General features: G+C 40.3%; 15 protein-coding genes and 8 tRNA genes. 5 read left to right on the plus strand and 18 right to left on the minus strand.

The genetic code is table 11. The annotated features are described in order from the left end of the window. Positions 1 to 111: 111 nt before the first annotated feature. Entirely contained in the window at positions 112 to 1,461 is a 1,350-nt protein-coding gene (locus HNQ84_RS12335) for a cytochrome ubiquinol oxidase subunit I (protein ID WP_435622293.1), read from the plus strand. After that, entirely contained in the window at positions 1,451 to 2,479 is a 1,029-nt protein-coding gene (cydB, locus tag HNQ84_RS12340) for a cytochrome d ubiquinol oxidase subunit II (RefSeq protein WP_435622294.1), read from the plus strand. Before HNQ84_RS12335 ends, cydB begins: the two co-directional genes overlap by 11 nt. 20 nt (positions 2,480 to 2,499) lie before the next feature. On the opposite strand, the gene HNQ84_RS12345 is transcribed toward cydB, so the two are convergent. Genes HNQ84_RS12345 through HNQ84_RS12365 form a run of 5 tightly spaced genes read right to left on the minus strand, consistent with a single transcriptional unit; the run spans position 2,500 to position 8,714 of the window. Then, on the minus strand, positions 2,500 to 3,930 hold the full coding sequence (locus HNQ84_RS12345; protein WP_435622295.1) for an o-succinylbenzoate--CoA ligase: 1,431 nt from the start codon (positions 3,928 to 3,930) through the stop codon (positions 2,500 to 2,502). Between the two features lie 57 nt (positions 3,931 to 3,987). Next, on the minus strand, positions 3,988 to 4,806 hold the full coding sequence (gene menB, locus HNQ84_RS12350) for a 1,4-dihydroxy-2-naphthoyl-CoA synthase (protein ID WP_035048670.1): 819 nt from the start codon (positions 4,804 to 4,806) through the stop codon (positions 3,988 to 3,990). After that, on the minus strand, positions 4,796 to 5,623 hold the full coding sequence (gene menH, locus HNQ84_RS12355; protein WP_435622296.1) for a 2-succinyl-6-hydroxy-2,4-cyclohexadiene-1-carboxylate synthase: 828 nt from the start codon (positions 5,621 to 5,623) through the stop codon (positions 4,796 to 4,798). Before menH ends, menB begins: the two co-directional genes overlap by 11 nt. Positions 5,624 to 5,625: 2 nt before the next feature. After that, positions 5,626 to 7,362 (minus strand): 2-succinyl-5-enolpyruvyl-6-hydroxy-3-cyclohexene-1-carboxylic-acid synthase, encoded by a 1,737-nt coding sequence (menD, locus tag HNQ84_RS12360; RefSeq protein WP_435622297.1) that lies wholly within the window; start codon positions 7,360 to 7,362, stop codon positions 5,626 to 5,628. Then, entirely contained in the window at positions 7,359 to 8,714 is a 1,356-nt protein-coding gene (locus tag HNQ84_RS12365; protein WP_435622298.1) for an isochorismate synthase, read from the minus strand. The genes menD and HNQ84_RS12365 overlap by 4 nt, the downstream gene beginning before the upstream one ends. A 157-nt stretch (positions 8,715 to 8,871) precedes the next feature. On the opposite strand from HNQ84_RS12365, the gene HNQ84_RS12370 reads away from it, so the two are divergent. Both HNQ84_RS12370 and HNQ84_RS12375 read left to right on the plus strand, forming a co-directional pair. After that, the gene (locus HNQ84_RS12370) at positions 8,872 to 9,807 is read left to right on the plus strand and encodes a 1,4-dihydroxy-2-naphthoate polyprenyltransferase (protein ID WP_183241840.1); all 936 of its coding nucleotides are present in this window, start codon (positions 8,872 to 8,874) and stop codon (positions 9,805 to 9,807) included. An 85-nt stretch (positions 9,808 to 9,892) separates the two neighbouring features. Then, on the plus strand, positions 9,893 to 10,624 hold the full coding sequence (locus tag HNQ84_RS12375) for a yteA family sporulation protein (protein WP_435622299.1): 732 nt from the start codon (positions 9,893 to 9,895) through the stop codon (positions 10,622 to 10,624). Positions 10,625 to 10,664: 40 nt separating this feature from the next. Here HNQ84_RS12375 and HNQ84_RS12380 read toward each other — a convergent pair whose 3' ends face one another. From HNQ84_RS12380 to glgB, 5 genes are read right to left on the minus strand one after another with little or no spacing between them, the layout of a single operon-like run. Then, positions 10,665 to 13,052 (minus strand): glycogen/starch/alpha-glucan phosphorylase, encoded by a 2,388-nt coding sequence (locus tag HNQ84_RS12380; RefSeq protein ID WP_435622300.1) that lies wholly within the window; start codon positions 13,050 to 13,052, stop codon positions 10,665 to 10,667. After that, a complete protein-coding gene (glgA, locus tag HNQ84_RS12385) occupies positions 13,039 to 14,493 on the minus strand; it encodes a glycogen synthase GlgA (protein WP_435622301.1) in 1,455 nt (484 codons plus the stop codon). The genes HNQ84_RS12380 and glgA overlap by 14 nt, the downstream gene beginning before the upstream one ends. Further along, positions 14,490 to 15,512, minus strand: a complete 1,023-nt coding sequence (locus tag HNQ84_RS12390; RefSeq protein ID WP_435622302.1) for a GlgC family sugar phosphate nucleotidyltransferase — start codon at positions 15,510 to 15,512, stop codon at positions 14,490 to 14,492. Before HNQ84_RS12390 ends, glgA begins: the two co-directional genes overlap by 4 nt. Beyond that, positions 15,500 to 16,672, minus strand: a complete 1,173-nt coding sequence (locus HNQ84_RS12395) for a glucose-1-phosphate adenylyltransferase (RefSeq protein ID WP_435622303.1) — start codon at positions 16,670 to 16,672, stop codon at positions 15,500 to 15,502. The genes HNQ84_RS12390 and HNQ84_RS12395 overlap by 13 nt, the downstream gene beginning before the upstream one ends. Continuing rightward, positions 16,620 to 18,545, minus strand: coding sequence for a 1,4-alpha-glucan branching enzyme (gene glgB, locus HNQ84_RS12400; RefSeq protein WP_435622308.1), 1,926 nt, complete (start codon positions 18,543 to 18,545; stop codon positions 16,620 to 16,622). Before glgB ends, HNQ84_RS12395 begins: the two co-directional genes overlap by 53 nt. A gap of 277 nt (positions 18,546 to 18,822) precedes the next feature. Between glgB and HNQ84_RS12405 the strand changes: the two genes are divergently transcribed. Beyond that, positions 18,823 to 19,803 (plus strand): cation diffusion facilitator family transporter, encoded by a 981-nt coding sequence (locus tag HNQ84_RS12405; protein WP_435622304.1) that lies wholly within the window; start codon positions 18,823 to 18,825, stop codon positions 19,801 to 19,803. Positions 19,804 to 20,009: 206 nt separating this feature from the next. Here the strand turns inward: HNQ84_RS12405 and HNQ84_RS12410 are convergent. The 8 genes from HNQ84_RS12410 to HNQ84_RS12445 form a co-directional block, all read right to left on the minus strand. Next, a tRNA-Glu gene (locus HNQ84_RS12410) sits at positions 20,010 to 20,081 on the minus strand. 12 nt (positions 20,082 to 20,093) lie between these two features. After that, a tRNA-Ser gene (locus HNQ84_RS12415) sits at positions 20,094 to 20,185 on the minus strand. 3 nt (positions 20,186 to 20,188) lie between these two features. Beyond that, positions 20,189 to 20,263: transfer RNA gene (locus HNQ84_RS12420), tRNA-Asn, on the minus strand. A 13-nt stretch (positions 20,264 to 20,276) separates the two neighbouring features. Further along, positions 20,277 to 20,350: transfer RNA gene (locus tag HNQ84_RS12425), tRNA-Ile, on the minus strand. 5 nt (positions 20,351 to 20,355) lie between these two features. Continuing rightward, positions 20,356 to 20,426, minus strand: a tRNA-Gly gene (locus HNQ84_RS12430). Positions 20,427 to 20,602: 176 nt separating this feature from the next. Further along, positions 20,603 to 20,678: transfer RNA gene (locus HNQ84_RS12435), tRNA-His, on the minus strand. A gap of 8 nt (positions 20,679 to 20,686) precedes the next feature. Continuing rightward, positions 20,687 to 20,759: transfer RNA gene (locus HNQ84_RS12440), tRNA-Thr, on the minus strand. 27 nt (positions 20,760 to 20,786) lie between these two features. Further along, a tRNA-Ser gene (locus tag HNQ84_RS12445) sits at positions 20,787 to 20,879 on the minus strand. Position 20,880: the final 1 nt, after the last annotated feature.

The following is a 20,880-nucleotide window of genomic DNA, read 5'->3' on the forward strand; positions in this document are numbered from 1 at the left end:
CATTTTTTTAAAATTATCGCCACAGTTTTGCAACATTTCTATCATCTCTTTCTCACGTGTTAAGGTTACTCTTATACATAGTAAAATACTTAACATGTTGGAGGGGGACTTATGAGCGATGTGCTTTTGTTAAGCCGTTTTCAATTTGCAATTACAGTTTTTTATCACTTTTTATTCGTTCCGTTAACCATTGGGCTTATTGTTTTGCTTGCGTGGATGGAAACGCAACATGTGCGAACAAAAAATCCGCTTTATCGACAAATGGCAGACTTTTGGGGGAAACTATTTGCCATTAACTTCGTTCTCGGTGTAGTCACAGGTATCACGATGGAATTTCAATTCGGAACAAACTGGTCTGAGTATTCGAAATATATGGGGGATATTTTCGGATCTCCTCTCGCCATTGAAGCGCTCGTTGCTTTCTTTTTAGAATCAACATTTATGGGCATTTGGCTGTTCGGAAAAGATAAAATTTCACCGAAACTTCGTGCCTTTTCAATTTGGATGGTTGCAATCGGTACAAACATTTCAGCACTTTGGATTATTACAGCAAACGGTTTTATGCAAAATCCCGTTGGGTATATTGAAAGAAATGGACGTATCGAACTACAAAACTTTTGGGAAGTTGTAACAAACCCATATGCTTGGCATATGTTTGTACACACTGTTGTCAGCTGTTATATCGTTGGGGCATTTTTTGTCATGGCGGTTAGCGCATGGCATTTATTGCGTAAACAACATGTCGAGTTTTTCAAAAAATCGTTTAAATACGGACTCATTTTAGGACTAATCGCAGCAACAGCGACACCATTTATTGGTCATAAATCAGCATCGTTTGCAGCAAAAATGCAACCAGCTAAAGGTGCAGCGCTTGAAGCGGTTTGGGAAACAAAAGAAAGTTTACCATTTCACATTATTCAAATTCCCGACCCAGAAAATGAGCGAAATATCGTTGAATTTTTAACAATTCCAAAGCTCGGTAGCTATTTTTACACACATTCGTTTGATGGAAAAGTCGTTGGATTTGATCAAATTCCAAAAGATGAACGTCCAAATGTTAACATCGTCTTTTATTCATTTCGTTTAATGGTCGCACTCGGTTTATATTTTGTCGCTCTATTTTGGTACGGATTTTACTTATATCGCAAAAATAAATTAGTGGAATCACGACGTTTCCTAAAACTTGTGATGTATTCTGTGTTACTGCCGTATGTGGCTATTAATGCTGGATGGGTTGTTGCTGAAGTTGGTCGCCAACCTTGGACAGTGTACGGATTAATGCGCACAGCTGAAGCCGTATCACCAATTTCACTTTCGCAAATCATTTTCTCACTTGTCAGCCTCGTTTTATTTTATACCATCTTGCTTATTGCTGACGTGTACTTAATGTTAAAGTATGCGAAAAAGGGACCATACACAACCACAGCTACGAAAGGTGGGGAAGTTCAACATGTCTCATGAAACAGTGGCGATCATTTGGTTTGGTCTATGGGGACTCATTTGGACGGTGTACTTCGTTTTAGATGGATATACGCTAGGCACGGGGATGTTGTTTCCGTTTTTAACGAAAAATCGACAAGAGCGAAATCAACTCCAAGAAGCTGTCGGACCGTTTTGGGGTGGCAATGAAGTATGGTTAATTACAGCTGGCGGAGCTACATTCGCTGCATTTCCTGCTGTTTATGCTGACTTATTTAGCTTCTTATATACGCCGATGATGCTTATTTTATTCGCGCTCTTTTTCCGTGCTGCTGGATTGGAATTTATGCATAAAGACGATTCACCTCTTTGGCAAAAAAGCTGGAAATGGGCATTTACAATTAGCAGTTTTGCTTTAGCACTTTTATTTGGCGTTGCATTTGCGAATTTGTTTTACGGCTTAAAAATTGGTCCATCCGGATATGAAGGAACGTTGTTCACTTTGCTTCATCCGTACGGTCTTTTAGGTGGCTTATTATTTATTAGCTTATTTGCTGTCTCTGGTGCCTTATGGGTCATGCTAAAAACAGTTGGAGATGTAGCAGAGCGTGCCTATAAAGTGGCCCGTCCAGCTTCCGTTGTTGCAACGGTCGTATTATCTCTTTTCTTCGTTGCAACGAGCAATCGTACGCCGCTATTTAACAACTTTACGAAAGCACCAATTCTTTGGATTGTACCAGCACTAGCTTTTGTATGTGCATTGCTCATGCTATTGTTCGTCTGGCAAAGACGAATTGGACTTGCGTTTACAAACATTTGTTTGACAATTTTCACACTTATGGCAACTGGTTTTATCGGCATGTTCCCAAATATGCTTCCTTCGCGCATCAACGATGAATATAGCACGACGCTTTTTGAAGCAGCAGGAAGTGAATTGAACTTAAAAATTATGCTCGGCGTCGCTATTGTCATGGTACCGATCGTCGTGGGCTATCAACTTTGGAGCTATAAACTGTTCAAAGAAAAAATTACGAAAGAAACAGCAAAAGGATATCAATAAATGAAGAGAGAGGAGGCTTGTTACGCCTCCTCTACCCATGTTTTTAGCTTATGGCGCATCAGTTTGTTTGTGGCATTGCGCGGCAGATGGTCAACGATATAAATTCGCTTTGGAACTTTATATTTAGCCAATTTACTCATACAAAACAACTTTAATTGTTCTTCCGTTGCTGTTTGGTCATGTAATACAACAAAGGCATGCGGCACTTGTCCCCATGTTTCATCGGCAACTCCAATGACACCTGCTTCTTTTACTGCCTTATGTTCCGAAAGTACCGACTCAATTTCAGCAGGATATACATTTTCTCCCCCAGAAATAATTAAATCTGAACGACGGTCAAGAACATATAAAAATCCTTCTTCGTCCATATACCCAATATCTCCTGTATATAACCAACCATCTTTTAAAACTGCATTCGTTTCCTTTTCATTTTGCCAATACCCTTTCATGACACTTGGACCTTTTACAACAATCTCTCCTACTTCATTTGCATTCATTTGCCGTCCGTCTTTTTCGATGCGAATGCTCATATGAAACAGGGGTTTTCCTGCCGAACCATGTTTATGACGAGCATCTGGAGGTAATGTAGCCACTTGAGAAGCGGTTTCTGTCATACCATACGTTTGATATACAGGTATGTTCCAGTCGGCACACGATTGCAATAATGGCTGCGAAACAGGTCCTCCTCCCACAAGCATACAGCGGAATGACGAAGGATACGGCTCATTTAGTTGTTGAGTCATTTGTTGCACCATTGTGCTCACAGCGGACATCATCGTAACTTTCCCTTGGCAAATCAGTTCATTCACGCGTTTCGCATCAAACGACGGCATAATATAAACCCCCATGCCATAAATGACACTCCGCATTAAAATCGACAAACCACTAACATGAAAAAACGGAACAGCCGCAAGCCAACAATCATTTTCATTCAATCCAAGGTTTAAAGCAGAACCAATCGCACTCCACCAATGATTTCCATACGTTTGCATAACACCTTTTGGTTTTCCTGTCGTCCCTGATGTATACATGATGGTTGCTACATCATCAAGATTGTACATCGTTTGCCATTCTCCATCTCGTTCACCGAATGTCATAAATTCGTTCCATTCAATTGCTCGTTCATCCGGAAACGACTCATCACAAATGACGAAACGTGCTCCGCTATGTTCTAGTTGCCACTTCACTTCTTCAACAGATAAACGTACATTTTGTAACAAAACAATTGCACCAATATAATGAAGGGCGTGAATAACTTCGACCATATGTACACTATTTTTCATCAAAACGGCTACAACGTCTCCTTTTTTTACACCAAGATATGCAAATTGCCTTGCTCGTTTTACCGTCCGCTTATGGAGCTCAGCAAATGAAATCTCTTGCGTATCATCATATAGCGCCACGCGATCCGGAGTTAAATATGTACGTTGACGTAACCAATTTGGGATCATCTTCACACCACCTTCAAAAAAACAGCTTGATGTGCATACATCAAGCTGTTTTTATTTTTACGGAAAACGTGGAAACTGCTTAAAGTCCGGTTTCCGTTTTTCTTTAAATGCATCGCGTCCTTCTTTTGCCTCATCTGTCGTATAGTAAAGAAGCGTCGCATCTCCGGCAAGTTGTTGAATGCCTGCAAGTCCATCTGTATCTGCATTAAACGCGGCTTTTAAGAAACGAATAGCTGTCGGGCTTTTCTCTAAAATTTCTTCCGCCCATTTCACCGTTTCTTCCTCTAACTGTTCAAGCGGAACAACTTTATTGACTAATCCCATTTCTAACGCTTCTTGTGCATTGTATTGACGACATAAATACCAAATTTCACGCGCTTTTTTATGACCGACAATACGCGCTAAATAACCAGCACCGTACCCACCATCAAAGCTACCCACTTTCGGTCCTGTTTGTCCAAAAATCGCGTTGTCTGCTGCAATCGTTAAATCACATACGACATGCAACACATGGCCGCCACCAATCGCATAACCTGCAACCATCGCAATGACAGGCTTCGGAATAACACGAATTAAACGTTGCAAGTCTAATACGTTTAAGCGTGGGATTTGATCGTCCCCCACATATCCACCATGTCCCCGCACTTTTTGATCGCCACCCGAGCAAAACGCTTTGCCGCCTGCCCCTGTTAAAATGATGACACCAATATTTGCATCGTCACGCGCATACGCAAACGCATCAATTAATTCCATGACCGTCTTTGGACGAAATGCATTATGTACTTCGGGACGATTAATTGTAATTTTTGCGATTCCATTGTACGTTTCGTACAAAATATCTTCATATTCCCTCTCTTTTACCCATTCAATCGCCATGCAATAAACCTCCTCTTAACACAAATTGTTGAACAAGCGTACCAAAACGCTCACGCTGCTCCATATGCACAACGTGCCCGGCATGCGGAACGGTAATGAGCGTTCCGTTTGGTAATAATTGTACCATTTCTGACGCAATTCGACAAAACTTTTCATCTTCTTCTCCACAAATCAACAATGTTGGCATATGTAATTGATGCAACGTCTCCCACCAAGAAGGTTGTGCGCCTGTCCCCATTCCTCGTAAACTGTTGGCTAATCCAATCGCTGTATGTTGTAATCGTTCTTCTCGCAACCTTTGTTGCACATCTTTTGGCAATCGTTGAAGCGAAGAAAATAAAGGGATTTTCTCCCATTTATCAACAAACGATGCAACCCCATGTTGTTCAATAAACTGCGCTAATCGTTCATCTTCTTCGCGACGTTTCATTCTTTCTTTTTCCGTTTTTAGACCGGGAGAGCTACTTTCTAATATGAGCGTTTGAACATACTGCGGATAAAGAACCGCAAATGTGAGCGCAAGTCGCCCCCCCATGGAATATCCTAATATATGCGCTTTTTTTATTTCTAATTGTTCAAATAATATAGCAATATCTTTTGCGATGATCTCGATGTCATATCGCTGTACAGCTGAAGGAGCATCCGTTCGTCCGTGACCGAGAATGTCAATGGTGACGCATTGCATATGTTGGCTCCAAGTTGAAATAAACGGATGCCACGTTTGGCAGCTACCGGTAAATCCGTGTAGTAACAACAGCGGTTGTCCACTTCCATACATTTCTACATAATACGTTTGCCCTTGAACGACAAACTTCATGCTCATTCCCCTTTATTCAACAAGTTGGACATTTCCTGGGAAACATCTTTCCACAATTTCCGGTGAATTTTGACATTATATTCACGTGATGTCGGAACTTCAATGACGTTTAATGTCGGACGTGAAAGGGCGTGCGTCACTGCCCGTCGAAAATGTTCCCACGTCTCTACTTTTTCATAATGTCCATCATACATATTTACGACATGCTCAAACGATAAATCGGTCGGCGTACCAAATAATCGTTCAAAATGTTTTGGTTCATTCGCTTGTGGCAAGAACGAAAAAATGCCCCCACCGTTATTGTTTAGCACGATGATGGTCGCATGCAGCTTTTGTAATTTTGCTGCCAACAAACCATTTAAATCGTGATAAAATGACAAGTCACCGATAACTAACACAAGTGGTTGAGCAACGTAGCTTGCCCCTAGAGCGCTTGATACAACTCCGTCAATCCCATTTGCCCCGCGGTTCGCTAGTAAGCGAATTCGTTTATGCGATGACATAAAGAACGTATCTGCATCACGAATGGGCATGCTATTCCCAACGTAAAGCATCGCTTCATCTGGTAATAGCTGAGCAAGTTCAATAAATATTTTCCCTTCAAACATATCCATTTCTTCTTCTGCTTTCAACAAAATTTGTTTTGCACGTTCATTCATGTGTTGCCACTGTCTTATCCATTGCGTCGAACGAAAGGAGTTTGAAGCACGTTGAGCCAAATCATAACAAAATTGAACCTCATTCGCTTCTATCAGTACTTGAAGCGACAACGTTGGATCACGCCATTGTCCAGCTTCATCGACAACCATCTGTTTGATTTGTTTATGCTCCTGCAACCAAATATAAAGCGATTTGGATATAGGCATCGCTCCGAAACGAATAACAACATCCGGAACAAATTGATTCGCAAACACTTCATTTTTTAACATCGCATCATACGATTCAATAATAACTTGTTTCTCATGTGTACCTGTTCGCAATGGAGAAAGAGGATCTGCTAAAATAGGGTATTGCAATGCTTCTGCTAACCTCACAACTGCGTCAGAAAACCCTTCGATATGCAAATCTCCACATATAATGACCCCTTTTTCGACACCACTCAACTCCGCATACAACTCATCGATCATTTCTTCACAAAGATGCTTGCTTCCTTTGTACACCGAGCGGGACGAAGAAGATGGCGAAAACAGCGACGGCTCATCGATCTTCGGAACGAGCGGTTCACGCAAAGGCACATTAATATGAACTGGCCCTTTTGGAACAGACGATGCAACACATACTGCACGAGCAGCGACCATTTCTGCATAACGAAGCATTCGCTCGTTTCCTTCTGGAAGCGCCATATCAACAAACCATTTTACATACGGACCGTATATATGCAACTGATCAATTGCTTGCGGGGCACCGACATCACGTAGTTCATGAGGACGGTCGGCCGTAATCACAACAAGCGGAACACGTGCATAATAAGCTTCAACGATTGCTGGATAATAATTTGCTACTGCTGTTCCTGATGTACAAACAAGAGCAACAGGCTTTCCAGAAGCTTTCGCCATACCTAACGCAAAAAAAGCCGCAGAACGTTCGTCAATATGAACATGAATATTTAGCACCGGATGTTCAGCCATGACCATTGCAAGAGGGGTAGAGCGAGATCCTGGACTAATTACAACTTGTTGAACGCCCATATGAGCTAATTGGTTAACAAATGCTGCAACATATGCCGTCATTTCACTCATCCTCGTCCCCCCTCTAACGCTAATAACATCGGCTTGAACTTTACATTCGTTTCCTCGTATTCACTATGTGGATCAGAATGAGCAACAATGCCACACCCAGCAAACAAGTGTGCCTCGTTGTCTCCAAGCAACGCAGAACGAATCGCTACCGCAAACTCTCCATTTCCATTCGCATCAACCCAACCGATTGGAGCGGCGTACCATCCACGATCAAGTGGCTCAATCTCCCGAATCGTCTGTACCGCCTTCTCCTTCGGAAATCCCCCGAGTGCAGGGGTTGGATGAAGCCGTTCAACGAGTGAGAAAATCGAAATCCCTTCCCTCGTTTTTGCCTGAACAGGTGTATATAAATGTTGAATATGTCTCATTTTTAAAAGGGTCGGTTCACTCGGAACGAAAACTTCGGTACATACCTCATTCATCGCTTGTTCAATCATGTTGACAACAAATGCATGTTCACGGCGATTTTTATCGTCTTGAAGCAACCAACGTCCAAGTTCTTCATCTTCTTTGATCGTATGCCCACGGCGAATTGATCCCGCCAAACAAGCTGTTTCACACATGTGCCCGTTCTTTCTCACAAGTTGCTCCGGAGAAGCCCCAATGAAGCAAGTAGAGCCATTTTCAAAAGCAAAAATGTAGCTCATCGGTTGTTGTTCTCGTAAAGCACGTAACACATAAGAGCGATCAATTCGATGAGAAAAAGAAAGAAATAATTCACGTGCTAAAACGACTTTCTCAATCATTCCACTTTGAATGAGATCCGTTGCATGATGAACAGCACGGATCCATCGGTCACGTGCGACTTCCTCTTTTTCGACAACGTCAGTACGATGCCATTCACTCTCACCACGTATGTGGAATAAGGAATCGATCATTTCTTCGAGCTGACCGAGCGATTCATGAACAACATTAATTGTTAACCATGTTTCATCTCGCTGCTTCGTTAACAAGAATGTAGGTACAACAAATTGGGCAGCAGGATATTCACTCCAATGTTCATCCGACTGTTTCAGCGGGTCAAAGGAAAATCCTCCGAACATCAGTGGTCCTTGGCCTTCGATGAAAGCGCCTTCTACAATTTGTTTCCATTCTCGTTCAACTTCACGAAACCGCTTTTTCGTCTTTTCTTCGCTTTTTATAACGTGCGCATGACCTAGTCCAACAAACGTTCGTTCGTACAAGCAATCTGACCAATAAAAACGTTGTCCATGAAATAACGTTTCACCCGCAGCGAAAAAATCAAGCGGATCGATTTGCTCCATTTTTATAGTGACACTAACCATATGCTGTTTCTTCTTCAATACATCACGCAATTGGTCAATAACTTTGTTTTGATATAAAGTAACCACCTTTTATCACGCCTATACTTAAACTTTTTGTCCCTTTTTCATTATAATATTGTTTTTTAGAGATAGGAAACAATTTATATTGTCAAGACATTGACACATTTTCCCCACTTCCCTAAACTTATTGTGAACGACATTTTACTTAAAGGAGAAGAATAGTATGCCAACACCAGTACGTTCAAATACTCAAACGGTTCATTATAAACGAGACTGGCGTGTTTGGTGGCGATTATTGCGTCCACATACGCTTACTGCAGCGTTCGTTCCTGTTTCCATTGGTACTGTGCTTGCAGTAGATGAAACGCCGATTCACTTCCCCTTATTTTTTGCCATGCTCGTAGCATCATTATTTATCCAAGCAGCGACAAATATGTTTAACGAATATTACGACTATAAACGTGGACTAGATACACCTGAATCCGTCGGAATTGGTGGAGCGATTGTCCGCGATGGTATCTCTCCAAAAACGGTTTTACTACTTGCTTGGTCTTTTTTCGCTATTGCTATGCTACTTGGTGTTTATATTTGCGTCAATAGCAGTTGGTGGCTAGCGGTGATCGGTACCATTTGCATGGCAGCAGGATATTTTTACACAGGTGGGCCTGTTCCGATCGCATATACCCCATTTGGTGAATTGGCAGCAGGCTTTTTTATGGGACTTACCATTATTTTAATTTCATTTTTTATTCAAACGGGCACAATTACATCGACGCCTATTCTTGTTTCTGTTCCCATCTCTATTCTAGTCGGCGCTATTTTATTAGCCAATAACATTCGCGACTTAGAGGGGGACAAAAAAAGCGGTCGAAAAACATTAGCCATTTTACTCGGTCGAAAACGTGCCATTTCGTTATTAGGTAGCATGTTTGTGACATCGTTTTTATGGGTTGTATTGCTTGTTTTCGTTAAAACGATTTCGCCATGGACATTGCTCGTGTTTTTAAGTGTTCCAAAAGCATGGCAAGCAACAAAAGGATTCATTGGAAAAACAAAACCGATTGACATGATGCCAGCAATGAAAGCAACAGCTCAAACGAATACACAATTTGGATTTTTACTCGTTGTCGGTCTATTTATTCATTATTGGATGCAATAATTGTTAAGAAAAACCATAGCCTTGGTGCTATGGTTTTTTCTTTTTAGTCCATACTATGCATAGTCGAATTAAAGGAGGGGTTATATTGCAACACTTATCCAATTTGCGTGAACAGCTATTACAAGAAAAGCGACAAATCATGCAACGGTTAAGACAAAATGACCATTTCGGTCTCACGCGAACATCTGCTCATGATTCGGTTGGAGAATTATCGAATTATGACAATCACCCTGCCGACAGCGGAACAGAACTATATGAACGAGAAAAAGATATTGCTTTAAATGAACATACAGAAAGAGAGCTTCGTGATATTGAACGCGCGCTACAAGCGATGGAAAATGGGACGTACGGAATTTGCCAAATATGTGGAGAAGCCATCCCTCTCGAACGTCTTGAAGCCATTCCAACGACGATGTTTTGTAAACAGCATAGTACTGATCAAGTTGTCTCACAACAGCGCCCAATCGAAGAGAGCGTTTTGTCCCCTCCATTTGGCGAATTTGTCGTCCATGAAGACATAGAAACATTTGATGCTGAAGATAGCTGGCAAAAGGTAGCTCGTTTCGGTACATCAGAAACACCTTCAGATGTTCAAGAAGATACCGTACACTATGATCGAATGTATATCGATGCAGGAGAACAAATCGGTTACGTCGAACCGCTTGACACATTTGCAGCAACAGATCTCTACGGCACAGGTATTACAATTTATCCAAACATTATTCATGAACAATATGAACAAATGCTCGATGACGAACAATTAATGTCTCCGCTTGGTGATCTTCCAGCTTACGAAAAAGATCCTTATACTTCATAAGAAAGTCCTGTGAGCATATGCTTACAGGACTGATTTTTTATTAGCGAATATGCCAAATGTCGTGGGCGTATTCTTCAATTGTGCGATCGCTTGAGAAATATCCAGAACAAGCGATATTCGTCACGCTCATTTCTAACCATTTTCTCCGATTTTCATACGCCACTCCCAACCGTTGCTGGGCATCGGCATACGATGCAAAATCGCGTAAAACAAAATATTGATCGTTGTGGGCAAGCAATGAATCGTAAATCGGTTCAAAATGATCGTACGCATCTGGAAAAAAGCCATTGACGAGCTGATTTACGACTTGATGAATCCGTTGATCATGATGATAATATTCATACGAGTGATATCCACCGTTTGCATAATAGTGCAACACTTCTTCTGCCGTCAACCCAAAAATAAACATATTGTCATGACCGACACGTTCTAAAATTTCAATATTTGCTCCATCCAGCGTCCCAATTGTCACGGCCCCATTCATCATAAACTTCATGTTTCCTGTTCCTGATGCTTCTTTACTAGCTGTTGAAATTTGTTCACTTACATCGGCAGCAGGGAAAATTTTTTCTGCCAATGAGACACGGTAATTTTCTAAGAAAATAACTTTTAACCGTCCGTTAATTTGCTCATCGCTATTCACTTTTTGTGCAACGGAATTAATTAACTTAATGATCCGCTTCGCATAATGATATCCTGGCGATGCTTTAGCTCCAAAAATAAACGTTCGTGGATGCATATCGAAATGCTCATCTTCTTTTAATCGGTTATATAAATGCATAATATGGAGTACATTTAATAGCTGTCTTTTATAGGCGTGTAATCGTTTCACTTGCACATCAAAAATCGATGAATCGTCTACAGTCACCCCTGTTTTTTCGTAAATATATTTGGCTAACTTCTGTTTATGGTCATGTTTCACTTTTGCTAATTGTTCTTGGAATGCATGATCGGTTGCATATCTTTTTAGTTGAATGAGCTGCTCAGGCTGCTTGATCCATTCTGTCCCAATGGCCTCAGTAATAAGGGAAGTGAGCCCTGGGTTTGCTTTCAACAACCAACGGCGATGTGTAATCCCATTCGTTTTATTATTAAACTTTTCTGGAAAATATTCGTAAAATAATTTCATTTCACGATGCTTTAAAATTTCAGAGTGTATTTTCGCGACACCATTCACACTATAGCTTCCTACAATGGCTAAATGGGCCATTTTGACAAGCCCATGAGCGATAATGGCCATTTCCTCGATTCTTTTCCAATCACCAGGATATCGATTCCATAAATCGCGACAAAACCGTTCATTAATTTCTTCCACAATCATATAAATTCGCGGCAATAACGGTTGGAAGATGTAAATAGGCCATTTTTCCAACGCTTCAGACAATGTTGTATGATTTGTATAAGAGATCGTATTTGTCGTAATGTGCCACGCTTCGTCCCATCCCATTCCTTCCTCATCTAACAAAATTCTCATCAGCTCTGGAATGGCTAACACAGGATGTGTGTCATTCACATGAATAGCTACGTGCCGATGAAAATGTTGTAAATGACCATATCGTTGCCTATAATCACGTACAATACTTCCAAGGCTGGCTGCAACGAGAAAATATTGCTGTTTTAGCCTTAAAATTTTTCCTTCATCGTTCGTATCGTCCGGATATAAAAATTCAGAAATGGCTTCCGTTTCTCGCTTATACTGCATGACATGTTTATGAAGCGGAAATTTCGCGGGTTCAGCACTCCATAATCGTAGCGTGTTAACAGTTGTCGTATCATACCCGATGACTGGCACATCGTAAGGAACAGCCATCACTTTTTCGACATCATAATGTCGAAATGTTAAACGCCCATCTTGTTCGTAACATTCCACTTTCCCCCAAAAATTGACCTCTACCGCTAAATCCTCTTTTTTTACTTCCCAGACGTTCCCGTGACGCAACCATTGTTCCGGGAGCTCGACTTGATAACCATTTACTATTTTTTGATCAAATAAACCGTGCTTATATCGAATGCCTTGCCCATGTCCAGGTAAGTCAAGAGAGGCAAGGGAGTCTAAAAAACAAGCAGCCAATCGACCAAGTCCTCCGTTTCCGAGACCTGCATCTATCTCTACTTCTTCAATATGAGCTAACTCAATGCCTAGCTCTTTCAGACCTTCTTCCACAACCTGTCGTATACCGAGATTCATTAAATTACTGCCTAGCAAACGACCTAACAAAAATTCAATTGACAAATAATATACTTGCTTTTTATGTTCGGCACGGTATCGTTCATTCGTTTGAATCCAATGCTTACTAATATACTCGCGAATCATATTCCCTAGCGTATTGTATTGATCAAGGACAGTCGATTCCCAAAACCGCTTCCCATACATCATTTCTAACCGCTTCAAAAACGTTTGCTTAAACTCTTCCTTATTCGTGAACATAGATGCCACTCCCAGCCATTAGTTCGTCGTATAGTTGATTGTATTTAAACGCTGATTTTGCCCAACTGTAATCCCGACTCATTGCCTGTTTCATAATTCCTTCCCATATTTCTTTTTGTTCATAAAATGAACGGGCACGCTGGATGGTATATAACATATCATGCGCATTGAAGTTTTTAAACGTAAACCCTGTTCCTTCTTTCGTAAATTCGTTAAACGGCTGCACTGTATCGTTTAATCCACCCGTTTCCCGAACGATTGGCACAGCCCCATAACGCATGGCAATCATTTGGCCGAGACCACACGGTTCAAACTTAGATGGCATTAAAAACATGTCCGCCCCCGCATAAATTTGATGTGCAAGCTGCTCCGAAAAACCAATATATACACGCACACGATTAGGATATGTCATCGCCATTTCATGAAAGAAATGTTCAAACTCCCATTCCCCTGTTCCAAGGATAATCATTTGCATATTTTCTGCTATCATTTCGTGAAATACACATTTCACTAAATCTAATCCTTTTTGTTTCGTTAACCGCGAAACAATAGCAATAACAGGAACATCTTCTTCTGATGGCAATGAAAAATGTTGTTGGAGAGCTCGTTTGTTAATACTTTTACGCGCAATTGTCGTTATATCGTACGGCACTGCAATATATGGATCTTTTTTCGGATTGTATATTTCATCGTCAATTCCATTTAAAATTCCAACTAAATGTGAACTTCTTGCTCGCAATAACCCGTCAAGCCTCTCTCCATAATATGGCGTTTGAATTTCCTCTTTATATGTTGGGCTGACCGTTGTAATCATATGCGCTGATACAAGCGCTCCTTTCATAAAGCTGACATTTCCATAAAACTCTAAATGTTCGATAGAAAAATAACGGTCGCTTAAATTTAGTAAGTCTCCTAAAATTTCGCGTGGGAAAATGCCTTGAAATTGTAAGTTATGAATCGTAAATACTGTTTTCATTCGTGCGTAAAATGAATTGTTCATATATTCTTCACGCAGCAAAAATGGAATCATACCTGTATGCCAGTCATGGCAGTGAATCACACTCGGTTGAAAATCAATGACCGGGAGGGAATCGAGCACAGCGCGACAAAAATATGAAAAACGCTCGCCGTCATCGTAATGACCATATAACGAATCTCGCTTAAAGTAATATTCATTGTCGACAAAATAATATGTAATTCCTTCATATTCCAATTGTTCAATTCCACAATATTGTCTTCTCCAACCAACGCGAACAACAAGCTCAGCAATTTTATTCATTTTTTGGCGCATATGTTGTGGAATCAAGCCATACTTCGGTAACATAACACGCACATCTGTCCCAAGCTTTTTCAACTCTTTTGGCAATGCACCAGCCACATCAGCTAAACCGCCTGTTTTTACGAATGGTACACATTCTGATACAACAAATAATACTTTCACGATTTCATCAGCGCTCCTTGTATTGTTCCTTTTCGAATGACGATTGGTTTTTTTGGTGTTCCCATTAACTTTACCCCGTCACCAATCCGCGCATCTTTATCAACGATTACATACGAAAGATGACAATTTTCCCCAATTTGACTTTTTTGCATAATGACACTGTTTTGAACGACAGTCCCTTTTCCGATTTTCACAGCCCTTGAAATGATGCTATTTTCAATTTCCCCTTCGATGACGCATCCGTTCGCAATCATTGCATTCCGAACGCAAGCATGCGATGTATATTTTGTCGGTGGTTCATCTTTTACTTTTGTATAAATCGGTCTCCCTTTTAAGAACAATTGTTTCCACACGTCTGGTTGAAGAAGCTCTAAACTATGATGAAAATAACTTTCGATACTATCAATGACCGCAACATATCCATCATATTCATAATCACATACTGTTAGTCCATTCGTTTGATCATTAACAACATCAACAATACTTTGATAGTGATTTCTTTGTTGGTTAGCGATCAAATCGAGTAACAACGATGTTTCTAAAATAAACATGTCAAGCGATTGACCACGATGACATATACGAGTAATATCACACTCGTTCGTAATATGGCGGCGCAACACTTCCTCATAGTCAATATTGCACACGGTATAACTGTTACAAATAAGAGCGTACTTTTGTGTACTCCGCAAAAAATAGTCAATATGCTGTTGAAAATGTTGAAACGATCCAATATGAGAAATCGGGAGATCAGGCGAAGGGAAAAAAAACAATCCATCACGTTTCCGATTTAAATCCCAGTTTTTACCTGAACCAAGATGGTCCATTAATGAGCGATATTGATACTTCGGGAAAATAGCAACACTTCCAATTCCGGAGTTAACCATATTGGATAGCACGAAATCAATTAATCGATAACGTCCAGCAAACGGAACAGCCGCGATGGAACGTTGAAGCGTCAAATCACTCATTTCTGGCTTATATGTCGTTGCATCAATGACCCCAAGCATTAATTTTCCCACGTTTTCTCATCCTCTCTCTCAGAAAAATGTCCCAAAAGCTCTTCTGTCACAAGAATGACTTCTCCGTCAGACTGGTTCCCGCAAATGAACGTCCCATCAGGAATTTCCATGTTCGATGGGATAATCGCTTTTTCAATGTATACATTTCTCCCAATCACTGCATTAGGCATAACAACGCAATCTTTTACTGTTGCACCTTGTGAAATGTACACTCCTTGGAACAATACAGAATGTTCTACATTTCCTTCAACGATGCATCCTTCATTTACTAAAGACTCTTTTACTTGCGCATATGGGGCAATATATTGCGGCGGCTCATTTGGATTTACAGAATAAATGCGCCACGTATGATCGAATAAGTTTAATGCCGGGGTATCTGCGAGTAAATCCATATTTGCTTCCCATAGACTTTTTACTGTTCCAACATCTTTCCAATACCCTTTAAATGGATAAGCAATCAGTCGCTTTTTTTCATCAATAAGCAAAGGAATAATATCTTTGCCGAAGTCATGGCTCGAGCGATCATTTCGGTTATCCATCTCCAAATATTCCTTCAAAACAGACCATTTAAAAATATAAATGCCCATTGAAGCTAAATTATTTTTCGGATGCGCCGGTTTTTCTTCAAACTCTATAATTTCCATATCTTCATTTGTATTCATAATTCCAAAACGGCTCGCTTCTTCCCATGGTACTTCAATAACGGAAATCGTCACATCCGCCTTTTTCTCAATATGATATTGCAACATATCTGCATAGTTCATTTTGTAAATATGATCGCCAGAAAGAATGAGTACATACTCTGGATCATACTGCTTTAAATAGTTTAAATTTTGATAAATTGCATTTGCGGTTCCTTTATACCATCGCATTTCTGACGACTCGGCATATGGAGGGAGAACAGTTACCCCGCCATTTTTCCGATCTAAGTCCCATGCGCTTCCAATTCCAATATACGTATTTAACTCTAGCGGCTGATACTGTGTGAGCACCCCAACGGTGTCAATGCCGGAATTAGCGCAATTGCTTAATGTAAAATCAATAATGCGATACTTTCCTCCAAACGGAACAGCCGGTTTAGCTAAATTTTTTGTTAATGAACTTAATCTACTCCCTTGTCCCCCTGCGAGTAGCATAGCGACGCACTTTTTTCGTACCATGGCCTTCCTTCCCTTCTCTTCTTCTTGTTGGTCGCAAAATCGTTATAGCATACGGCGGAATTGTCATCCGAATATGATGTGGCTTTCCGTGATATGGTTCTTCATATGCGACAAGCGGCTTTTTGTTTATATGACCGGTACCACCGTACATGACATCATCACTATTGAATACTTCTCGATACGACGTAAGAAGTGGCACACCAATTTTGTAATCATCGTACACGACATTTGTAAAATTACAAACAACAATCAACATATCTTCTTCTTTTTTACCTCGCCGAATAAAAGAAAAAATACTTTGTTCAGCGTTGTTCACATCAATCCACTCAAAACCATTTGGATCGTGATCACATTCATATAATGCTTTTTGTTTTTTATAAAAATGCGTGAGAGATTTCACGTAATCGTCCATTTTGCGATGCATGTCAAAATCAAACAACACCCAATCGAGCTGTTCTAAATCTTTCCATTCATCAAATTGCCCAAACTCTCCCCCCATAAACAATAGTTTTTTTCCTGGATGTGTCATGAAATATCCATAAAGTAGACGAAGTTGAGCAAATTTATCCCAATAATCTCCCGGCATTTTATTTAATAATGATTTTTTTCCGTGCACCACTTCATCATGGGATAAAGGCAAAATAAAGTTTTCCGTATAAGCATATAACAATGAAAATGTCATTTTATGATGCATATGTTTTCTTTCATCCATGCTTGTTTCCATATAACTCAATACATCATTCATCCAGCCCATATTCCATTTGTAGTTAAATCCTAACCCATCATCGTACGTCGGTGCAGTCACTTTTGGCCAATCCGTTGAATCTTCTGCAATCATTAACACGTTTGAATCAAAAGCAAACACAACTTCGTTTAATTTTTTTAAAAATGAAATCGCATATGGGTTTGGATGCAGCACGTCGCTATTTGGCCAATAAAGCATATTTGCAACCGCATCAACACGAAAACCGTCAATATGGTAATACTCTAACCAAAATAAAGCGTTTGAAATTAAAAAGCTATGCACTTCCGGTTTTCCTAAATCAAAGTTGGCTGTTCCCCACACAATATTTTCCCGATCTTGCATATTCATATATTCATATGTCGGTTGACCATCAAACATATATAATCCATGTGCGTCTTTACAAAAATGTCCAGGTACCCAATCTAAAATGACACCGATTCCTTCTTGATGACAGCGATCAATGAAATACATCAGATCATGGGGCGTTCCGTAACGGCTCGTCGCAGCATAGTAGCCTGTTCCTTGATATCCCCATGAGCGATCGAGCGGGTGCTCAATAAGCGGTAATAATTCAATGTGAGTAAATCCATGCTCAACAACATAAGGAATTAACTCATCTGCCATCTCCGCATATGTATAAAATTGTCCATCTTCTTTCTTTTTCCATGTACCAAGATGAACTTCATAAATAAACATCGGTTGCTCATAAATAGGTTTTCGCTTCTTTTTTCTTTGCCACGCTTGGTCGTTCCATTTGTATCCATTTAACTGATATACAATAGAGGCTGTATGGGGGCGTTCTTCAGCATAAAAAGCATATGGATCTGCTTTAAGAAGAGTGCGTCCGTCTTTTGTTATAATTTCGTATTTATATAAATGCCCTTCTAAATTTTCTGGGATAACAATCATCCATACTCCTTGGTCGTTTATTTTTGTTAATTCATGCTCCTCCCCGTTCCAATCGTTAAACGTCCCAACAAGCCGAACTTTTTTGGCATGTGGAGCCCATACACAAAAACGGGTTTCTACTCTCTCATCTTGGTTCATAAGATGTGCCCCAAATAACTGATAGCTTTTATAAAACGTGCCTTCGTGAAATAAATGCAACTGCAAATCGGTTGGACTCATCGTTAGCAAATGTTCATCCTTCCTTTCTTAAAAGGGTACAGAAATTATTCCGTACTGAATATATTACACTACATCATACAAAATTCCTGTAAGAAAATTAAGATATTTTTCGACAATGTTCAACAATTCACATGATAAATATGACGAAATGAAAATCAATACGAACGTCCATAAAATTGTCGCTTGATTATCAATTGATAATTATATAGAATATTTTATAGTAATTATTATATATATTTTTTTATATTAATTTTAAATAATAAGGGGAGTTTATTATATGTACGATTTTCATCATTTACCGCATATGAAAGTACAGACGACGTCAAAAAAAGCACTTTGGACGACATTGTTGTTAACAACTTTTTTCACGATTGTAGAGATAGTAGGGGGCATTTTATCTAACTCTCTTGCTTTATTATCAGACTCAGCACATATGGCTTCCGATGTGGTCGCATTAGGACTAAGTATGGTGGCTATTTATTTAGCTTCTCGTCCACCGAATAAAAAATTTACATTTGGTTATTTACGATTTGAAATTATCGCCTCATTTTTAAATGGACTTGCGCTTGTCATTATTGCTATTTGGATTTTCATCGAAGGAATTCGCCGTTTCATTCATCCTGAAACCATTCAATTTTCCTTCATGTTAACCATCGCGACGATTGGATTTGTCGTTAATCTTGTATTAACAGTCGTTTTAAGTCGGAGTATGAAAGAAGAAGAAAATTTAAATGTAAAAAGCGCGTTATGGCACTTTATTGGCGACTTACTCAGCTCTATCGGCGTTATTATTTCAGCTATTTTAATTTACTTTACAGGAATATATATATTTGATCCGCTTATTAGTATGGTCATCGGGGGCATTATCTTTATAGGTGGGGCAAAAATTGTTCGAGAATCGTATTTTATTTTAATGGACGCAGTTCCGCACGAATTTGATATCGAACGCATCCGAACTGATATTCTATCTATTGAAGGCGTTGAGGATGTACATGAATTGCATATATGGTCCATTTCAACAGATCATTATTCTTTAACTGCACACGTTCTCATTCATGAGCACATTCAACCATTTTGTGTCATTTTGGCAATTAATGAAATGTTAAAAGAACAATACAATCTATCTCATGTCACAGTTCAAGTTGAACACCCATCTATTCATCAACACGGAGAGTATGGAAAGAAATTTTTAGAACGGAAAAATAAAATGGATATAAGTGGAGAAGAAGGACGTGAAAACGTTACTCATATGGAGTAGCGTTTTTTTCTTTTGTGTTCTCTAATCCCCTTTTATAGATGAATACAATACATCGATATGTTAAAATGAGCAATTTTAGTCACTATGATAAGAGGCAAGCTCATACTCTTGTGTTTTATGCTCAAGCCAAAACAACACATCTGCTTAACTTTGTAAAAATGAGAAAAGGACATCCCATATCAATTATGAGATGTCCTTTTCTCTAGTGACCCGTACGGGATTCGAACCCGTGTTACCGCCGTGAAAGGGCGGTGTCTTAACCACTTGACCAACGGGCCATATGTGGCAAATGGCGGAGAAGGCGGGATTTGAACCCGCGCGCCGCAAAACGCGACCTAACGGTTTAGCAAACCGTCCCCTTCAGCCACTTGGGTACTTCTCCAAATGGCTCCGCAGGTAGGATTCGAACCTACGACCGCTCGGTTAACAGCCGAGTGCTCTACCACTGAGCTACTGCGGAATAAACATTACAATGGGCCTAAGTGGACTTGAACCACCGACCTCACGCTTATCAGGCGTGCGCTCTAACCAGCTGAGCTATAGGCCCACGTAAGCGGGTGATGGGAATCGAACCCACGACATCAGCTTGGAAGGCTGAGGTTTTACCACTAAACTACACCCGCATGATCGGCTAACCAAACAATCAATCATTGCTTGCTACTAGTCATGCCTCTTCCTCTACTCGCAAACTCAATGATGATTGATGCGTCGAGGCAACTCGTAGCTTATTCAACAGATGCATTGCTCGTGGCTGAGGTTTTACCACTAAACTACACCCGCACAGTAAAAACTAATGTTATGGGGCGACTAGTGGGAATCGAACCCACGAATGCCAGAGCCACAATCTGGTGCGTTAACCACTTCGCCATAGCCGCCACAATGATGCCGGCTGCAGGACTTGAACCCGCAACCTACTGATTACAAGTCAGTTGCTCTACCAATTGAGCTAAGCCGGCATGACAAACAACAACTGAGACTATATATGGCGGAGGAGGAGGGATTCGAACCCCCGCGCGCCTTTCGACGCCTCTCGGTTTTCAAGACCGACCCCTTCAGCCAGACTTGGGTACTCCTCCG

This window comes from Anoxybacillus eryuanensis (genome assembly GCF_051200995.1).
GTDB lineage: Bacteria > Bacillota > Bacilli > Bacillales > Anoxybacillaceae > Anoxybacillus > Anoxybacillus tengchongensis.

Excerpts from the sequence above, each read along its gene's own strand:
- HNQ84_RS12345 (WP_435622295.1), bottom strand. The coding sequence starts at position 3,930 with ATGATCCCAAATTGGTTACGTCAACGTACATATTTAACTCCGGATCGC.
- glgB (WP_435622308.1), bottom strand. The coding sequence starts at position 18,545 with ATGAGTCCAACCGATTTGCAGTTGCATTTATTTCACGAAGGCACGTTT.
- menH (WP_435622296.1), bottom strand. The coding sequence starts at position 5,623 with ATGAAGTTTGTCGTTCAAGGGCAAACGTATTATGTAGAAATGTATGGA.
- HNQ84_RS12370 (WP_183241840.1), top strand. The coding sequence starts at position 8,872 with ATGCCAACACCAGTACGTTCAAATACTCAAACGGTTCATTATAAACGA.
- HNQ84_RS12380 (WP_435622300.1), bottom strand. The coding sequence starts at position 13,052 with ATGTTCACGAATAAGGAAGAGTTTAAGCAAACGTTTTTGAAGCGGTTA.
- menD (WP_435622297.1), bottom strand. The coding sequence starts at position 7,362 with ATGAGTGAAATGACGGCATATGTTGCAGCATTTGTTAACCAATTAGCT.
- cydB (WP_435622294.1), top strand. The coding sequence starts at position 1,451 with ATGTCTCATGAAACAGTGGCGATCATTTGGTTTGGTCTATGGGGACTC.
- HNQ84_RS12395 (WP_435622303.1), bottom strand. The coding sequence starts at position 16,672 with ATGGTACGAAAAAAGTGCGTCGCTATGCTACTCGCAGGGGGACAAGGG.
- menB (WP_035048670.1), bottom strand. The coding sequence starts at position 4,806 with ATGGCGATTGAATGGGTAAAAGAGAGGGAATATGAAGATATTTTGTAC.
- HNQ84_RS12335 (WP_435622293.1), top strand. The coding sequence starts at position 112 with ATGAGCGATGTGCTTTTGTTAAGCCGTTTTCAATTTGCAATTACAGTT.
- HNQ84_RS12405 (WP_435622304.1), top strand. The coding sequence starts at position 18,823 with ATGTACGATTTTCATCATTTACCGCATATGAAAGTACAGACGACGTCA.